Below are 15,241 nucleotides of genomic sequence, written 5' to 3' on the forward strand. Positions count from 1 at the left end.
TTCAGAAAAATGTTTCTTCTTGTCATTCAAAAGGGTATTTCTTTTTGTCATTCCGAAGTGGCGTAGCCACGAGGAATCTCCGTCGTATGGGTGGAGTTGGAGGAGGGTGTCCCTCCTCCATTTGGAGGAGAATCCTCGTCACTTCGTTCCTCGGATTGACAATTCTTTGGTTTATTTTTGGGGAAGTATTGAGAAGGCGGTTTAGTGCCCCCTCAAAATATTGAGATTTCTCACTTCGTTCGAAATGACTGCTTTTTTGAGGAGTATTGAGGAGACATTACAATACAATGACAAGATGACGGTTTTTTCACATTTCAAAAAATAAACACTTATTCAAAACTTTTGCAATAACTTCAAATCTAATATAATAAAATATGTGTAGAATTCTTTTTGTTGAAAGCAATAAAGAAAACATTGAAACTGTATATGGACTTATTGATGCCCTTGTCAAAGCATCAGAATCCGACAATACTTATGGGGACAAATCTATAAGTCACAAGGATGGATTTGGGTATATTCTATTTGGAAAAAATGGAGAAAAATTACATAAGGTATATGTAAAAGAAACCAACCCAATCTTTGAAAGTCCATTAGAAATTGCAACATTAAAAGAAACTTTAACTCATTTTGAAAGATTTACTTTTGGAATTCACGTAAGACTAAAATCTGAAGGAGCCATAGATTTAATAAATACACATCCATATATGTTTTCTTTGCCAAACGGAAAAAATCTCTTCTTTATGCATAATGGTACACTTGATAAAACTCTTATTGAAGATGAATTCTCATTTAATGTTCCCGAAAACGTTTCAGACTCATTTACATTTTCCTATGCAATCTCAAGAAATTTTAAAAATATATCCGACTTAAAGGAACTTATAAAAAATGGCACAAAATTTGTAAAAGAAAATAGTGGCTTTAATACAATAACTTTCTTATTAGATCACTCAAAAATTGATGCAATAATTACATCCTATTTTAAAGGTAAAAGGGAATATTACAAAACCTACCTAATCAAAGAAAACGGTTTAACTGCATTTATGTCAAGCACATTACAGCAATATCTTGACAAAGCACTTCAAGCAAAACTAATGCTTATAGGAGATGAGCCATTCAAAGAGACGATAATCATCCTACAAGATCTTCTAACAAATGAAGTTTCAATGAAACAAGAACAATTTTGAACCAAAGACAACGCTTAATTATCAATAATTCTTATTTATTAATAAGGCTTGGTAATGTAAACATTGGAAGATACATCGCAAGCGCTATAAATCCAACTATAACACCGAGAATTAAAATAAGCGTCGGCTCAATTTTCGATGCAAGATTTTTCAAAGTAAAGTCAATAGATTTATCCCATAAATCGGCAAGTCTTGTTAATGAAGTATCAAGCAAACCTGACCTTTCACCAACAGAAACCATCTGGACCATTACTTTAGGAAAGAAACTTCTATGAGATAAAGATTCCGAAAGACTTTCTCCTGATTGAATATCGTTTACAATATTTTTAATTTCATTAATTATGTAGGCATTGTCAGAAGTGTTAGAGGCAATTAAAAGACCTTCCAAAATGTTATAACCACTTCCACTAATAAGCGCAAGCGACCTAACAAACCGAGAGAGACTTCCAAGTTTGCTAATTCTTCCAAAAAGAGGTATTTTAAGTTTTAATTGATCAATTAAAATTCTTCCTTTTGGCGTTGAATATATAATTCTATAAATTAAGTAAACAACTACAACAATAGCCACAAGAATATACCACTTTAAACGAACAAAATTACTTACATTAAGTAAAATACGAGTTGGAGTTGGTAGTTTTGCTCCTGATGATGCAAACATTGAAACAAAGCGGGGCAAAACAAAGGATAGCATAAACACAACAACAAGAGTTACCACAAAAACTACAAATTTAGGATATGCAAATGCGCTTGAAATTTTTCTTCTTGACTCTAAATCCCTATCAAGGTATTGATACAAGCCGTCTAATACTTTATCAAGCCTTCCTGTTGCCTCTCCAACTGATAGAAGACTTATATAAATAGGTGAAAACACTCGTGGATATTTCTTAAAGGCATTACTTATTGAAGTTCCACTTTCTATATCTTCTTTTATCTGTAAAATAATTTTTCGCAAATATGGGTTTTCCTCTTGTTCATAAAGTCCCTGTAATGCATCAACTATTGTTAACCCAGATTGCAAAAGAGTTGCAAGTTCACTTGTAAATAAAATCAACTCATCGTCTTTAATGCGACGAGAAATAAATTGCAAGTTTAACTTTATTTTAGGAATTTTTCGTTCTACTATTTCAAGCGGGTAAAGACCCTTTTTCTCAAGTATCGTATGAACTTCGTTTTTATTTGACGCAGAGATTATTCCTTTTACGGTTTTACCAGTCTTATCTACAGCAACATACTTAAATTCACTCATAAGCCTGCAACTCTTTCTATTTCTTTAAGGGTGGTTATCCCTGCTTTCACCTTTATAAGCCCTGCTTGTCTCATAGTTATCATATTGGACCTAATTGCCTCTTCCTTAATTTTGTTATAAGGAGCTGATTTTTCAATGAGTTCTCTTATGGTTTCATTAATCTCCATAATTTCAAAAACTCCTGTTCGCCCTTTATATCCTGTTTCACCGCAAATGGGACAGCCAGCACCGAAATAAAGGGTCTCAATATCTTCTTGAAGTTCTCTTCTGAAAATTTCTTTTTCAAATTCCTGTGGTATATATTCTCTTTTACAATTAGGGCATATAACTCTTACCAATCTTTGAGCAATAACTCCCAAAAGAGATGAAGCAAGTAAATATGGTTCTACCCCAAGATTTAATAACCTTACAGGGGTTGATGCTGCGTCATTTGTATGAATTGATGCAAACACAAGGTGTCCTGTTAAAGAAGCTTCAACTGCAATTTTTGCCGTTTCAAGATCTCTTATTTCCCCCACCATAATTATGTCAGGGTCAAGTCTTAAGATTGATCTCAATCCAGTTGCAAAAGTAATGCCTGCTTCTTCATTTATCTGAATTTGGACGATTCCGCTGATGTTGTATTCAACAGGATCCTCAAGTGTTATTATCTCTTTTTCTCCTGTGTTAAGGGTTGAAATTGCCGAATATAGAGTTGTTGTTTTACCTGATCCTGTAGGACCCGTTACAAGAATTATTCCATAAGGACGCTTTATAAGATTCAAAAAGATATCATATTGTTCCTTAAGCATCCCCAATCTTTCAAGTGGCATTAACAACTTTTGTTTGCTTAAAATCCTTATATTTAACTTTTCTCCAAAAGCCGTTCCCATTGAGGAGACTCTGAAATCAAAAAATTCATTGCCGTGCTTAGCTGAGAAATGCCCATCTTGTGAGCGGCGTTTCTCTGCAATATCCATTCCTGCATTTACCTTTAAAAGAGAAATTATAGAGTCTGAAATGTCCTTGGGAATGGTTAAGATATCATACATAATTCCATCAATTCTATACCGCACCTTGGTGAAATTCTGTCCGGGGTCAAGATGGACATCGGATGCATTTCTATTAATCGCATCAGAAATAATAGAATTAGCAAGGTTTACTGTAGTTGGTTCCGTGCCAGATGGGACTTCAGAAATTACTTTTACTGTTGTCTCTTCTTTTCTTCCTTGAACTGTGGAAATCACTCTATCAACTTTTGTTTCTATGGAATAAATTTTATTTAGTGCCCTCTCAAATTCAGCATCAGTTATAATATAAGGTTTAACCTTTAAACCTGTGATTAGTTTTATGTTTTCAAGTACTTCAGGATTTATGGGAGGGACAACAGCAACTTCAAGTGAATCATTTGTCCTACCGATAGGTAAGACTTTATTTATCCTTACAAAGGCTTCGGGAAGTAGAGATGCAAGAGAAGTATCAAGTTGTCTCTCTTCAATATTAACAGACGGAATATTTGACTGCTTTTCAAGTATTTTTGAAAGTTCTGTCGGTGTTATTAAACCCCTCTCAATTAAAATTTCTCCTAATTTTCTGCCTGTTTTTGATTGCTCTTCGAGGGCACTTTCAAGTTGTTCTTGTGTGATTTTCCCTTCCTTTATAAGAATGTCACCTATTCTAAATGTTTCTTTCATGGAACAGCCTTCCCTTCATAAACCCATCTAACCTCAGAATTTGTAAAAATATAAAACACCAAGTTAAGAGTCCCATCGTTTCTTATAATTGAAAGATTAACCTCTTTAATGTGCATCTTGTATTTTTCAAGATAATCAAGAAGGTTTATAACAGACCTGTAATCTGATGAAAAATCGATTTGCACGGGAAGAGTTTTTAAAGAAGGTTTTGAATCCAAAACAGTTGTCAAATTTGAAAAGGTAATTCGCCTTAACTCTACTCCATTGCTCTTACAAACATCATAGAAATCCTTAAAGAAGCTTAAAAGTGTATCATCATTAAAAAAAGAAGCTTGAATATCAGACATACTTTTATTTCCACTTTTTATTTGATTTTTTAGCGCTTCTATTGTAGTTGAAGTTGCAACATACTGTTGAAGTTCGGCAGTCTTCAAAGATAACTGCCGTGATTTATAAGCAAGATTAAAGGTAAGATATCCCGCATAAACTAAAACACAAATTACCTCAATAACAACAAAAATGATAAAAATTTTGGTGAATTTTACCTTTTTCTTCATTTCACATTCCTCATTTGCATTTGCATTGTAAATGTCTCTGTGCCTTCTTTGTCTTTTTCTATTTCAAGAATCGTTGCATTTTTTATGAATCTTGCATTAGCAAGATTTTCCTCATAACTGAACACGCTTCTAAAGGAATTCGAACCACCTTTTAAATCCACAGAACCGTCTTCCTTAAGTGAAACTTCTCTTAATTCAATACCGCTTGGTGCAAGGCTTTTTAACTCCCTCAAAACCATAGAATAATACGGCATATTGTAAATATTGCTTTCTACCTCTTTTAAACTTGAAATAGTGCTATTTATCTTTTGTAATTCAATCTGCAATTTATTTGCGTCCTCAACTGGTTTGGAAATCGCGCTTATCGACTTTAGAACACTGCTCAATTGTTCCTCTGTAGATTTTAAACTTGAGGAAAAATAAGGAAAAGCAATTATAAACGCTCCATTTACAACAACAAAAACCAATAAAGTGGCAATTACCTTAAGCCGCTCTGAGACATGTTCCGTCAAAAAATACTCTGTTATTGAAAGGTAATTCTTTTCGCCTTTTTTAATCTTTGAAGTCAACGCAAGGCCTACTGGAACTGCAAACTCATTTCCACCAGTTTTTTGGTATCTTATAAAATCCTCTTCCCTATCAAAATTAATATCCTCTGGGATTGAAAGCATTATAACAGGATATCCTACTCTATTTGAAAGATAGGAAAGTATGTCAAAACTTTCTTCGTCATTTACGGAAACATAGATCTTTTTTACAGAAACATTTAAATTCCTTGAGACATAATTTAAAGAAGACACAATATTTCCCACCCATGCACCTTTTAATGAGGGATCGTTCAATTTAAATGCCTCAAAGCCAATATCTTGAGTGTAATTGAAAATGATTGTTTTTCCTTTTGAAATAGTCAATGTTGTTGTATCTTTATCAACATTCACGATAGCATAATTATCTTCTTCTTTATAAAACGTATTTATAAATTCCACAAGTGCAATTTGAGGAATAGTAATCCTGCGTGTTTTTAACCCTATTTTTCTTAAAAAATTCAAAACGGAAAGGACAATTGATTCCTTTGTTGCAGCCCAAATTATATCAATACCTTCGCTATTTCTATCAATTTCTGCAAATCCAAGAGATACATTTTCTCCTTCAAAAATTGCATAATCCCGAATTTCGGTTTTAATGAGTTTTACGATTTGTGAAGGTGGAATCTTGGGGACGTTCTTTATCCTTGTAAGGACTTTACTTGCAGGTAAAGACACAGATGCTTCATCATAGCGAATTTTCTTTAAGAATGTGCGGACGCTTTCAACAACCTCTTTATCGTTTAAAGCCAAATCAAAATTTTCAAATTGAACCTCAAAAAGTGCGTTAACAGTAAAATCTTGGTTATTTGTTTCTAACGCTACACATCTTATCGAATTCTCATTTATTGATAATCCCAAAAATTTCCTTTTCATAGATTCCTTACCTTTCATAGTTTAATAGATAAATTGAATTTGTCAAAGTAAAACCAGACGAAGTTTGAATAGCAATCTTTGCAAAATACGGAGGTGCTGTTGAAATTGTTATATTAAAGTCTCGAATTAAACCCTTCTCAAGACCCACAGGAAAAACAGAAACTGCTGGATTAGGTGATGTGCCTATACCTCTATTAAAAATTGAGTTCGTTGTCCCTGCATCTTGAAGTGTATATACGCAGTAAATAGTAGTCTTTTTACTCCCATCAGGATTTGCATCGGTATAAGAAAATGTTAGAGTGTAGTTTGAAAAATTTACACTGCCATTATCTGCGCGCCTTATCCTTTGCTCAATATCTTGCATAATTACATTTGCATAGTATTGCTCCTTTAAATAAGTGCTCTCAAAATAATTTGCCTTTAAATAATTCATAAGAAGAGTCCCGATAGGAATTGCAAGCACTAATATCAATGCAATAACAATTGTAATTTCAACAAAAGTAAAACCCCTTTTGAATTGTAAAAATTTATAACCCGATATTTGCACCATCTGAAACTCTCCTTACAAAATTTGCATCCATTTTTATAATAAGATTTCCGTTTTTAAATATAGAAATTGTGCCTCTCCTAATGTAATATCCGTTAGAAGTGCTTGAAGATGTGAAATCAATCCTGTAAGTAAAGGCATCATATGGCGATGGGAAAGTACCTGTTAAAGGAGTTTGAAGACTTGACAGTTCTTGATAATTGTATCCTTTTAATTCTTCTATTTTTTGAGATGCAAGTGTTGTTCCTATAACTATATCAGATGAAGTGGAAGAACCCTTCCCAAGATTTGTTAATATATTCAAAGACCATATCACGACGATAGAAATAAGTGCAATAGAAATCGCCATTTCAATAAGAGTAAGACCCCTTCTTTTCATTAGTATTCCTCCCTATAAGAAGGAACAAGGTATGATGAGCCAGTAAACACGTTAAAGTAGGGTGGTGGATATTTGTATGAGTCAACAGTATAGTCAAAAATAGTTTCAGTTGTAAATCTTCCATCGCCATTTTTATCATCATCCGTTTCTAAATGATCCCAGTCTGTCGTTAAACTTTTTGCAAAAAGTGACGCCTTAAAATCAACAAAACCCCAATAATTACCACCATATGCAATAGATACATTTGAATTTGAGTAAAAAAGCCCGTTTATGGTAAAAGTTTTGCCATCGTTTCCTTGATTGTCAAGGTTAAGATTTACACTGCTTCTTGAAGTAAGTGTTGGTTTATGAATAAATACAGGATATTTAGTAGTTGAATTATAACTTACAGAATTCCAAGTAAAGTTTCTACCAGAATTCCCCGAAGAATTTGTTCCTAAATAGATAAATTTCACAATGGGAAAATTTGTTATAATTGTTATATTTATGCTTGTTGCTGAGGGATCCCCAAAGTCAACTGTAAGCGTTCCATTAGGGTTGTTCCCCGTATAATTAATAAAGACAACTTTATCTTTATAGTTAAAAACTGTAAAATTATAATTCTTTTTAGTGTTTATTTGGATAAATGTATTTGGAGGATAATTATTTGGATTTGTATACTGGTTAAAATCTGGTTCTGGCACAACCGCTGAGCTTGTATTATAGGTTAATCCATAAATAGGGTTATTCATTGTAATAGTTGGATCATTGCTATTGGTTTTTGTAAATCCTCCATTGCTTGTATAAAGACAATATTTAAACGCTTCAGATGTCCCCCTTGTAATTGAAGCAAAAACAGTCCTTGTAAAATTTCCTGCAGTTCCAACACCTTTAATGTATGCAACTCCTCCGAATGTATCATTTGTATAATAGGTTGCTGTGTATTGGTAACCGCTTGGGGTAGTTCCGCTTATAGATTGTCCGTTAGTGTAAGTTACTCCAACATTAAGATTATAAATCATCTCATTTATACCATATTGAGCCACATAAAGTGCAATTTCGCGCTGTGTTATTTCAGAAAGTTCAGTTGAGTGAGTCCTCATCCATATATTCGTTGCATATAAAAGACCTGTAAGTATCGCCGCTATAATGAATGTTGTAACTATAAGTATATATCCCTTTCTCATATTTCCCCTTGATAAAATTATATACACTACTCAAAAAAATCAAGCATAAAATAAGTAAATTTTCACATTTTTAACAAAATTAATTAGTAGATTATAATAAGTTGGTATGCATTTGATAATAGGACTTGGAAACATCGGAAAAGAATACGAGAACACACGCCATAATGTTGGTTTTATGGCAATTGATGAACTTTCAAAAGTATGGAAAATAAAGGTAAATTTCGCCAAATTTAATGCCATTTATGGGAAAGGCACTGTTTTTATTGATGGAAATGAATATAATGTAATTCTTGCAAAGCCGTTAACATATATGAATCTATCTGGAAGGGCTGTAAAGCAACTTATGGATGGATTTCTTGTGCCACCAACACATGTCATTGTAATTCACGATGATCTTGATTTACCTTTGGGTATCATACGAATTAAGGTCGGTGGGAAAGATGCGGGGCATAAAGGTGTAAGATCCATAAAGGAACTTGTAGAAGACCCAATCATAAGGGTTCGTATTGGAATTGGAAGACCTCAAAATAAAAACGAAGTTGTAAATTATGTTCTTGAAGAGTTTGGGAAAGATGAAAAGTTTGCAATCACAGATGCCATAAAAAGATCAGTTAGGGCAATTGAAACAATTATTTCAAAAGGCGTTGAGGTAGCCCAAAGAGAATTTAACCAATGAGGCTTAAAAATATTGTAGAAAATGCAAATTTCTACATAAATTTCATTAAAAATGAACGCCATATAAAAATAAATTCGACATTAACGGGGGTTCTCAGTGCTATTATAAACGAACTTGATACACGAACAATAATAATAACTGAAAGTGATAATCTCGAAAAGCTTGCAAAAATTTTTAAAGAAGGAATTGTTTTTAATGAATTCGGACTTTTTCCCTATGAAGTTGGATATTCAAGCAAAGAAACCATTTTTAAAAAGAAAAAAGCAATTAAAGATCTTAAAAATTCAAAAACCATCATAACAACACTTAAAGGCATTTTTGACTTCACCCCAAGCGAAGATTCTATTAAAGAACTTAAAATTAGCCTTAATGATACAATATCATTAACAAATTTAACAAATATTCTTACCGATTTTGGCTACGAAAGAGTCCTCGAGATTGAGCATCAGGGCGAATTTTCAGTAAAAGGAGCAATTATAGACATATTTCCCTTTAATTATGAAAAGCCTATAAGAATTCAGCTTGACTTTGACCGTGTTGAAAAAATTGCATTCTTAAGTGAACTTTTGCTTGCAGAAGAAAAAATAGAAGAAATAACAATCTCTTCTATTAAATACATCGAAGAAAAAGAAATCGAACAGATTGAAAAAACTGTGCAGCAAAAACTCAAAAATGAAAATGAGTTTGTAGAGGATGTTGTCCTCAAAGATATCGAAGAGTTAAAAAACTCAAGAAATTTCGGCCTTAACTTCTATCCAAAGTTTCTTAAAAATGGCTTCCATTTTACATACCGCACAATTCTTGATTATACAAGAGACTACCTTATCGTCTTTTTTGATGTTAATATTAACAAATTCCTTGAAGGTGTTAAGGAGTTTATAACAAACCAGAAAGAAAATTACGGAAATCTAATCGACTATGAATCCATCGAAGAAACGATTGATAATCTTCTTTCAAATAAAAAAATAATTGAGTTTGGAAATTTCCCAGAAAATGCGCTTGATTTTCACACAAAGGAACTTTCGGAAAGTTTAATCATGCTTGGAAATTTAAAAGACATCCTCATTAAAGAAAAAAATAGGCGACTAATACTTATAAAAACTGAAAATACAGAAAGAGTTAAAGAAATTTTAAATGCATATGAACTTCCCTATAAAACAGCCCTTGATGAAGCATTAGGAATCTGTGTCCAAGAAGGCTTTTTGGATAGAGGCTTTGAATCAGATAAAATTGTTGTCCTCACTGATAGGGAGCTTTTCTTCCATATTGAGCCAACAAAGAGACCAAAAAAAATTGTATCCTCAAAGGAAATTGTTTCACTTGAAGAGCTCAAAGAAGGTGACCTTGTCGTACATAGAGACTTTGGCATTGGTATTTTTAGGGGGCTTGCAAAATTAGGAGATCCACCAAAAGAATTTCTCCTCATTGAATATAGAGACGGAGAAAAACTATATGTCCCGTTAGAGAGGATTGGCTTTGTAGAAAAATACATAGGCGACAGAAGAATCGTAAGTCTAAACTCACTTAGAGGAAATGAATGGGCAAAAACAAAAGAAAAGGCAAAAGAATCTGCAAAAGAACTTGCAAAAAAATTACTTCTCATACAGGCAAAAAGAAAAATCTACAGGCGCCCACCATTTAAGCCTCATCCGCAGGAAGAGCGCATACTTGATTTATCTTTCCCATATGAACTTACAGAAGACCAGATGAAGGCAATTGAAGAAGTTTATGCTGATTTAGAAGGAACCGAACCTATGGATAGACTTATCGTAGGAGACGTTGGCTATGGAAAAACCGAGGTTGCCATAAGAGCAGCTTTCAGAGTAGTTCTTAACGGAAAAAAGGTAATGGTGCTTGCCCCAACAACAATTCTTGCGATGCAACATGAACGTACATTCAGGGAAAGGTTGCGTCTATTTCCTATAAGAATTGAAATGCTTTCAAGATTAACAGATTCGAAAAAAGAGCAAGAGATTTTAAAAGACCTTAAAGAAGGAAAAATTGATATAGTAATTGGCACTCATAGGCTTCTTTCAAAAGATGTTGAAATGAAAGATGTAGGGCTCCTCATTATTGACGAGGAACAAAAATTTGGTGTAAGACACAAAGAAATCATAAAAGAGTTGAGAGCAAGCGTTGATGTGCTAACACTTTCTGCAACACCAATCCCCAGAACACTTTATACCTCCCTTATAAAACTTCGCCCAGTTTCTTTAATCCTTACTGCACCAACAGGAAGAATTCCAGTTAAAACATTTACTATGCCTTTTAATGTGGAAGTGATGAAAAATGCCATAAATTATGAAATCAAAAGAGGAGGACAAGTCTTTGTCGTTTATAACGATATTGAAAAAATTTTTGGTTTTGCAGAATTCATAAAAAATCTCACAAACACTCGTGTTGCTGTAGCACACGGCAAAATGCGAAAGGAAGTTATTGAAGATGTAATGCTTGATTTCTATGAGGGAAAAACCGATGTGCTTGTTGCAACAACAATCATTGAAAATGGCCTTGATATTCCAACAGTTAATACACTCATAGTCATTGAAGCAGAGAACTTTGGACTTTCGCAAATGTACCAACTTAGAGGGCGTATTGGAAGGTCATCAATACAAGCATATGCATACTTTTTCTACACTGAAAAAAGCTTAAGTGCAATTGCAGAAGAGCGCCTTGAGGCAATAAGAGAATTTTCAGAAGAAGGTGCAGGCCTTAAAATTGCGATGAAGGATCTTGAAATAAGAGGTGCAGGAAATATCCTTGGTAAAGAACAACACGGACATATCATCTCTGTCGGTTATAATATGTACTTATCGTTATTGGATCAAGCAATTAAGGAGCTATCAGGCGAAACCGTAAATGAGATAAAAGAGGTATCCGTAAGATTAAACGAAAGCTATTATATAAAGGAATCATACATACCATTAAATGCAGAACGTATAAACTACTACAGAAAAATTACACAGGCAGAGTCAATAGATGAGCTTCGAAAAATTGAAGGCGAGCTTATCGATAAGTTTGGCTATCCTCCAATTGAAGTAAGAAATCTTTTAACAGTTGGTGAAATTATGGTTCATGCAAGAGAAATTCAAGCAAAAGAAATTTATGAGGAAGGAAAGCGAGTGTTTATTGTTATTGAAAAGACAAGCAAAATCACTGTGGATGACCTTATGAACATCGCAAAAATTGCAAAAAGCATCCAATTTGGAGAAGACTATATTTCCTTTGAAGTTAACTTCCCCTTGCAAGATACTCTAAAAGTATTACACTTATTAAGTGGCTATGAAAAGGTTAAATAACTTCTTTTATGATGAAGATTTAAGAAGTGATGCAAAGTGCTTTGTTGTTTTAAATGGCACTCAGATCGAAAGTAACAAATTTGTTTTTCATTTTGATAAAAATTCTCAGTTCTTTGATATCCTCATAACCCTCTCATATCTTGAAAAAGTAAATCTTCCAACACAAATTATCACAAGCAACATTGAAGAATTTTATGAAATCCTTGCAAAGTTCTATATTTATAAAAGACAACAAATCCCAAACGAAATTTTAATTTCAGAAAAATTAAAACCCGAAATAGAAAAATTTAAAGAAATCGTCCCTTTTCTTACGATAAATAAAGACATCGAAAAGTTTTATTATACATATCTTATGATCAGAACACTTCGGAAACTCTGCCCGTGGGATTCAAAACAAACGCATGAAAGTCTTATTCCAGAACTTGTTGAAGAACCTCTTGAATGTATTGAGGAAATTAAAAAGCAAAACCCAAAAGGTGTAGAAGAAGAGCTGGGCGATGTACTTCTTCAGATACTTTTACATGCAGAAATAGGAAGCGAAACAAACGAATTCACCCTTGAAAGCATAGCAGAGGGACTTTTTAATAAGATGTATGAAAGACACCCCCACGTATTCAAAGAGACGAAGGAAAAATCACCTGAAGAGGTCTTAAATGATTGGGAAAACAACAAAAAGAAAAAGAAACACCTAAATATTTCAAAAATCCTTGCAAGCTTTATTACAACGGTAGATCTCCAAGAAGAGGCAAAATACATTGGCCTTGAATTTAGAAACAAAGAAGAAATATACGATAAAATCCTCGAAGAGTTAAACGAGGTTAAAAAGGCCTCAGATGATGCACTCAAAGAGGAAATTGGTGATTTACTCTTTTCAGTTTTGAATCTTGCTCGCTACCTTCAAATTGATCCAGCACATGCGCTTTTTATTTCATATCAGAAATTTATGGAGCGGGTTCGCAAATTTAAATCACTTAGTGAAGAGGATCAAAAAGATATCGATAAAGCCTGGGAAAAAATCAAGAAAAATGAAAGATAAAGTTATAAGTAAAAATACAATTGTAAGAGATACAATTTTAGCAATTCTTGCAAGTATTATAGGTATTATTTTAATATCTCTTTTAACGCACAACTGGGATTTTTTATCTCTCATAAAATCTTTTAATTTTTTGTACATTTCTTTTGCTTTTATCCTTATGTTTTTGAACTGGTTTATTGAAGCCTATACAATAAAATTAGTTGCAAAAGTACTCGGCTATTCAATAGAAATGAAAGAGGCCATGAAGATTTTCCTTATAGGTGGGTTTATCTCAAGAATCACTCCTTTTGCTGGAGGTGGTGGAGAACCTGTTCAAATGATCATTCTTTCAAAGGAAAAGGCAATACCTCCAGGTGATTCTGCTGCAATTATTTCGATAAAGATGTTTATAGGGACATTCGTAAGAGTGAGTGCGTTTCTCTTTGTGCCTATATGGATATTGATTGCAAAACCTACATGGGGCATATCAGAAGCAGTAAATATCCTTATTAATACGGGGATTGTGATAACTCTTATACTTTTCTCAGCGCTACTTTTTATGATTTTGAAGCCTGACCTTGCACTTGTTATTACACAGAAGGCACTTAATACAAGATTTCTAAAAAAAATCGTAAAGGAGAGGACTCGAAACAAAACAATTGAATGGGTAGAAAAAACCGTAAATGACTATAAACTTGCAAAAAATAAGATATTTTCACTTAAAAGAGATACCTTATATTTTGTGTTCTTTTTGAGTTTTCTTTCGTGGGGAATGATTCTTCTTACACCAGTTGTGCTTATGAGAGGACTTGGAATTATGTCGCCATGGCCTGAAATCGTGATTACTGCAATTATCTTCTATATCTCATCCGCATATATTCCAACACCAGGTGGAAGCGGCACAGCAGAGATTGAACTTCTTGCACTATTTTCTCGCCTCATACCAAACCCCTTGATAGGCACATTCATTATTTCATGGAGATTTTTCACTCATTATTTCTTGCTCATTGCAGGAGGAATTGCCACATTTTTAGATACACTATTTAGTAGAAAGAAACCCTCAAAATCCAGTAAATAATCTCTCACCAAGATAAGAAGGCAAGTTTCTTTCTATTATTTTTTGGTAAACTTTTTCGATGTTATACGAGAATCTAATAAATTCAATAGAATATTCCTCGCTATCGTAGATAACAAATGCGCCTTTTGGGTTGCCATCTCTTGGTTGTCCAACACTTCCAACATTTATAAGATATCTATAATCCTTATCCAACTTAAATTTTGTTTGCCTTAATAGAGGTAATACTTCGATTATATTTTCAGGCGAATTTCTACAAATGCAAGGTACATGTGTATGTCCATAAAATGCAATTTTGGTCCTTATATACGAGAAAGCCTCCATCACATCAAATTCACTTAGGATATACCTAAAAGGATTTTTAGGATTTGGAAATCCATGAAAAATAGTAAAATCATCATTTTCAATCATTGTAGGTAAGCCCTTCAGGTAATTTTCACTTGCCTTCGAAATGTTCCTTTTGGTATATATAAGTGCAAGTCTTGCATACTCGTTAAATTCGTAGAGGATTGAATCCCCTACAACACCTGAATCATGATTGCCACGGACAGATACAATTCCATTTTCAATAAAAATGGATATTGCCTCCTCTGGGTCTGGGCCGTATCCAACAATATCACCGCAACTCATAATCTTTTGGACTTTTCTTTTTTTGATTAGATCAAGTGCAACGGAAAATGCCTCAATGTTCGAATGTATATCCGACACAAACGCAATTCTCATACTTCAATTATATAAGAGTTTTAAGAAAACCCCTCACCTTCGCTTTGCTTGAGATAATAAATAAAATGCAAAAATAATCTTGATTTGTTATTTTTAAAAATTATTACAATGAAGAATCCCCATTAATCGAAGGGTTTTTTAACCCCTTCGAAATTTCCCAAAAGGGGAAGATTTCTTATTACTCGAAGGGGTAAAAGTCCCCCATCAACCATTAGAAAGGGAGACACCCCCTTTCTAACTT

At 33.5% G+C, this 15,241-nt stretch carries 13 protein-coding genes; 5 read left to right on the top strand and 8 right to left on the bottom strand.

The window, feature by feature from the left end; all coding sequences use genetic code 11:
* Positions 1–374: 374 nt before the first annotated feature.
* The gene (locus ACP5SP_RS05990) at positions 375–1,184 is read left to right on the top strand and encodes a class II glutamine amidotransferase (protein ID WP_428076228.1); all 810 of its coding nucleotides are present in this window, start codon (positions 375–377) and stop codon (positions 1,182–1,184) included.
* A gap of 31 nt (positions 1,185–1,215) precedes the next feature.
* Here the strand turns inward: ACP5SP_RS05990 and ACP5SP_RS05995 are convergent, their stop codons facing one another.
* Genes ACP5SP_RS05995 through ACP5SP_RS06025 form a run of 7 tightly spaced genes read right to left on the bottom strand, consistent with a single transcriptional unit; the run spans position 1,216 to position 8,212 of the window.
* Entirely contained in the window at positions 1,216–2,430 is a 1,215-nt protein-coding gene (locus tag ACP5SP_RS05995; protein WP_424587095.1) for a type II secretion system F family protein, read from the bottom strand.
* On the bottom strand, positions 2,427–4,103 hold the full coding sequence (locus ACP5SP_RS06000) for a GspE/PulE family protein (RefSeq protein WP_424606994.1): 1,677 nt from the start codon (positions 4,101–4,103) through the stop codon (positions 2,427–2,429). The genes ACP5SP_RS05995 and ACP5SP_RS06000 overlap by 4 nt, the downstream gene beginning before the upstream one ends.
* Positions 4,100–4,660: a hypothetical protein gene (locus ACP5SP_RS06005; protein ID WP_428076230.1), complete on the bottom strand. Its 561-nt coding sequence runs from the start codon at positions 4,658–4,660 to the stop codon at positions 4,100–4,102. The genes ACP5SP_RS06000 and ACP5SP_RS06005 overlap by 4 nt, the downstream gene beginning before the upstream one ends.
* Positions 4,657–6,120: a pilus assembly protein PilM gene (pilM, locus tag ACP5SP_RS06010; RefSeq protein ID WP_428076232.1), complete on the bottom strand. Its 1,464-nt coding sequence runs from the start codon at positions 6,118–6,120 to the stop codon at positions 4,657–4,659. The genes ACP5SP_RS06005 and pilM overlap by 4 nt, the downstream gene beginning before the upstream one ends.
* A 7-nt stretch (positions 6,121–6,127) precedes the next feature.
* Entirely contained in the window at positions 6,128–6,670 is a 543-nt protein-coding gene (locus ACP5SP_RS06015) for a PilW family protein (protein WP_428076234.1), read from the bottom strand.
* Positions 6,648–7,046, bottom strand: coding sequence for a type IV pilus modification PilV family protein (locus ACP5SP_RS06020; RefSeq protein WP_416084980.1), 399 nt, complete (start codon positions 7,044–7,046; stop codon positions 6,648–6,650). Before ACP5SP_RS06020 ends, ACP5SP_RS06015 begins: the two co-directional genes overlap by 23 nt.
* The gene (locus tag ACP5SP_RS06025) at positions 7,046–8,212 is read right to left on the bottom strand and encodes a hypothetical protein (protein ID WP_428076235.1); all 1,167 of its coding nucleotides are present in this window, start codon (positions 8,210–8,212) and stop codon (positions 7,046–7,048) included. Before ACP5SP_RS06025 ends, ACP5SP_RS06020 begins: the two co-directional genes overlap by 1 nt.
* 106 nt (positions 8,213–8,318) lie before the next feature.
* On the opposite strand from ACP5SP_RS06025, the gene pth reads away from it, so the two are divergent.
* From pth to ACP5SP_RS06045, 4 genes are read left to right on the top strand one after another with little or no spacing between them, the layout of a single operon-like run.
* Positions 8,319–8,888: an aminoacyl-tRNA hydrolase gene (gene pth / locus ACP5SP_RS06030; protein WP_424587059.1), complete on the top strand. Its 570-nt coding sequence runs from the start codon at positions 8,319–8,321 to the stop codon at positions 8,886–8,888.
* Entirely contained in the window at positions 8,885–12,187 is a 3,303-nt protein-coding gene (gene mfd / locus ACP5SP_RS06035; protein ID WP_428076236.1) for a transcription-repair coupling factor, read from the top strand. Before pth ends, mfd begins: the two co-directional genes overlap by 4 nt.
* Positions 12,171–13,223, top strand: coding sequence for a MazG family protein (locus ACP5SP_RS06040; RefSeq protein ID WP_424606987.1), 1,053 nt, complete (start codon positions 12,171–12,173; stop codon positions 13,221–13,223). The genes mfd and ACP5SP_RS06040 overlap by 17 nt, the downstream gene beginning before the upstream one ends.
* Positions 13,213–14,280, top strand: coding sequence for a lysylphosphatidylglycerol synthase transmembrane domain-containing protein (locus tag ACP5SP_RS06045; RefSeq protein WP_424587062.1), 1,068 nt, complete (start codon positions 13,213–13,215; stop codon positions 14,278–14,280). Before ACP5SP_RS06040 ends, ACP5SP_RS06045 begins: the two co-directional genes overlap by 11 nt.
* Here ACP5SP_RS06045 and ACP5SP_RS06050 read toward each other — a convergent pair.
* Complete coding sequence (locus ACP5SP_RS06050; RefSeq protein WP_424587063.1) at positions 14,263–15,000, bottom strand: metallophosphoesterase family protein; 738 nt, start codon at positions 14,998–15,000, stop codon at positions 14,263–14,265. The genes ACP5SP_RS06045 and ACP5SP_RS06050 overlap by 18 nt on opposite strands.
* Between the last annotated feature and the right edge of the window lie 241 nt (positions 15,001–15,241).

The organism is Caldisericum sp., from assembly GCF_049967455.1.
In the GTDB taxonomy this organism is placed as follows: Bacteria; Caldisericota; Caldisericia; order Caldisericales; family Caldisericaceae; genus Caldisericum; species Caldisericum exile_A.

Excerpts from the sequence above, each read along its gene's own strand:
- ACP5SP_RS06040 (WP_424606987.1), top strand. The coding sequence starts at position 12,171 with ATGAAAAGGTTAAATAACTTCTTTTATGATGAAGATTTAAGAAGTGAT.
- ACP5SP_RS06015 (WP_428076234.1), bottom strand. The coding sequence starts at position 6,670 with ATGGTGCAAATATCGGGTTATAAATTTTTACAATTCAAAAGGGGTTTT.
- ACP5SP_RS06025 (WP_428076235.1), bottom strand. The coding sequence starts at position 8,212 with ATGAGAAAGGGATATATACTTATAGTTACAACATTCATTATAGCGGCG.
- ACP5SP_RS06050 (WP_424587063.1), bottom strand. The coding sequence starts at position 15,000 with ATGAGAATTGCGTTTGTGTCGGATATACATTCGAACATTGAGGCATTT.
- ACP5SP_RS06020 (WP_416084980.1), bottom strand. The coding sequence starts at position 7,046 with ATGAAAAGAAGGGGTCTTACTCTTATTGAAATGGCGATTTCTATTGCA.
- ACP5SP_RS06000 (WP_424606994.1), bottom strand. The coding sequence starts at position 4,103 with ATGAAAGAAACATTTAGAATAGGTGACATTCTTATAAAGGAAGGGAAA.
- ACP5SP_RS05990 (WP_428076228.1), top strand. The coding sequence starts at position 375 with ATGTGTAGAATTCTTTTTGTTGAAAGCAATAAAGAAAACATTGAAACT.
- ACP5SP_RS06045 (WP_424587062.1), top strand. The coding sequence starts at position 13,213 with ATGAAAGATAAAGTTATAAGTAAAAATACAATTGTAAGAGATACAATT.
- pilM (WP_428076232.1), bottom strand. The coding sequence starts at position 6,120 with ATGAAAAGGAAATTTTTGGGATTATCAATAAATGAGAATTCGATAAGA.
- pth (WP_424587059.1), top strand. The coding sequence starts at position 8,319 with ATGCATTTGATAATAGGACTTGGAAACATCGGAAAAGAATACGAGAAC.
- ACP5SP_RS05995 (WP_424587095.1), bottom strand. The coding sequence starts at position 2,430 with ATGAGTGAATTTAAGTATGTTGCTGTAGATAAGACTGGTAAAACCGTA.
- mfd (WP_428076236.1), top strand. The coding sequence starts at position 8,885 with ATGAGGCTTAAAAATATTGTAGAAAATGCAAATTTCTACATAAATTTC.
- ACP5SP_RS06005 (WP_428076230.1), bottom strand. The coding sequence starts at position 4,660 with ATGAAGAAAAAGGTAAAATTCACCAAAATTTTTATCATTTTTGTTGTT.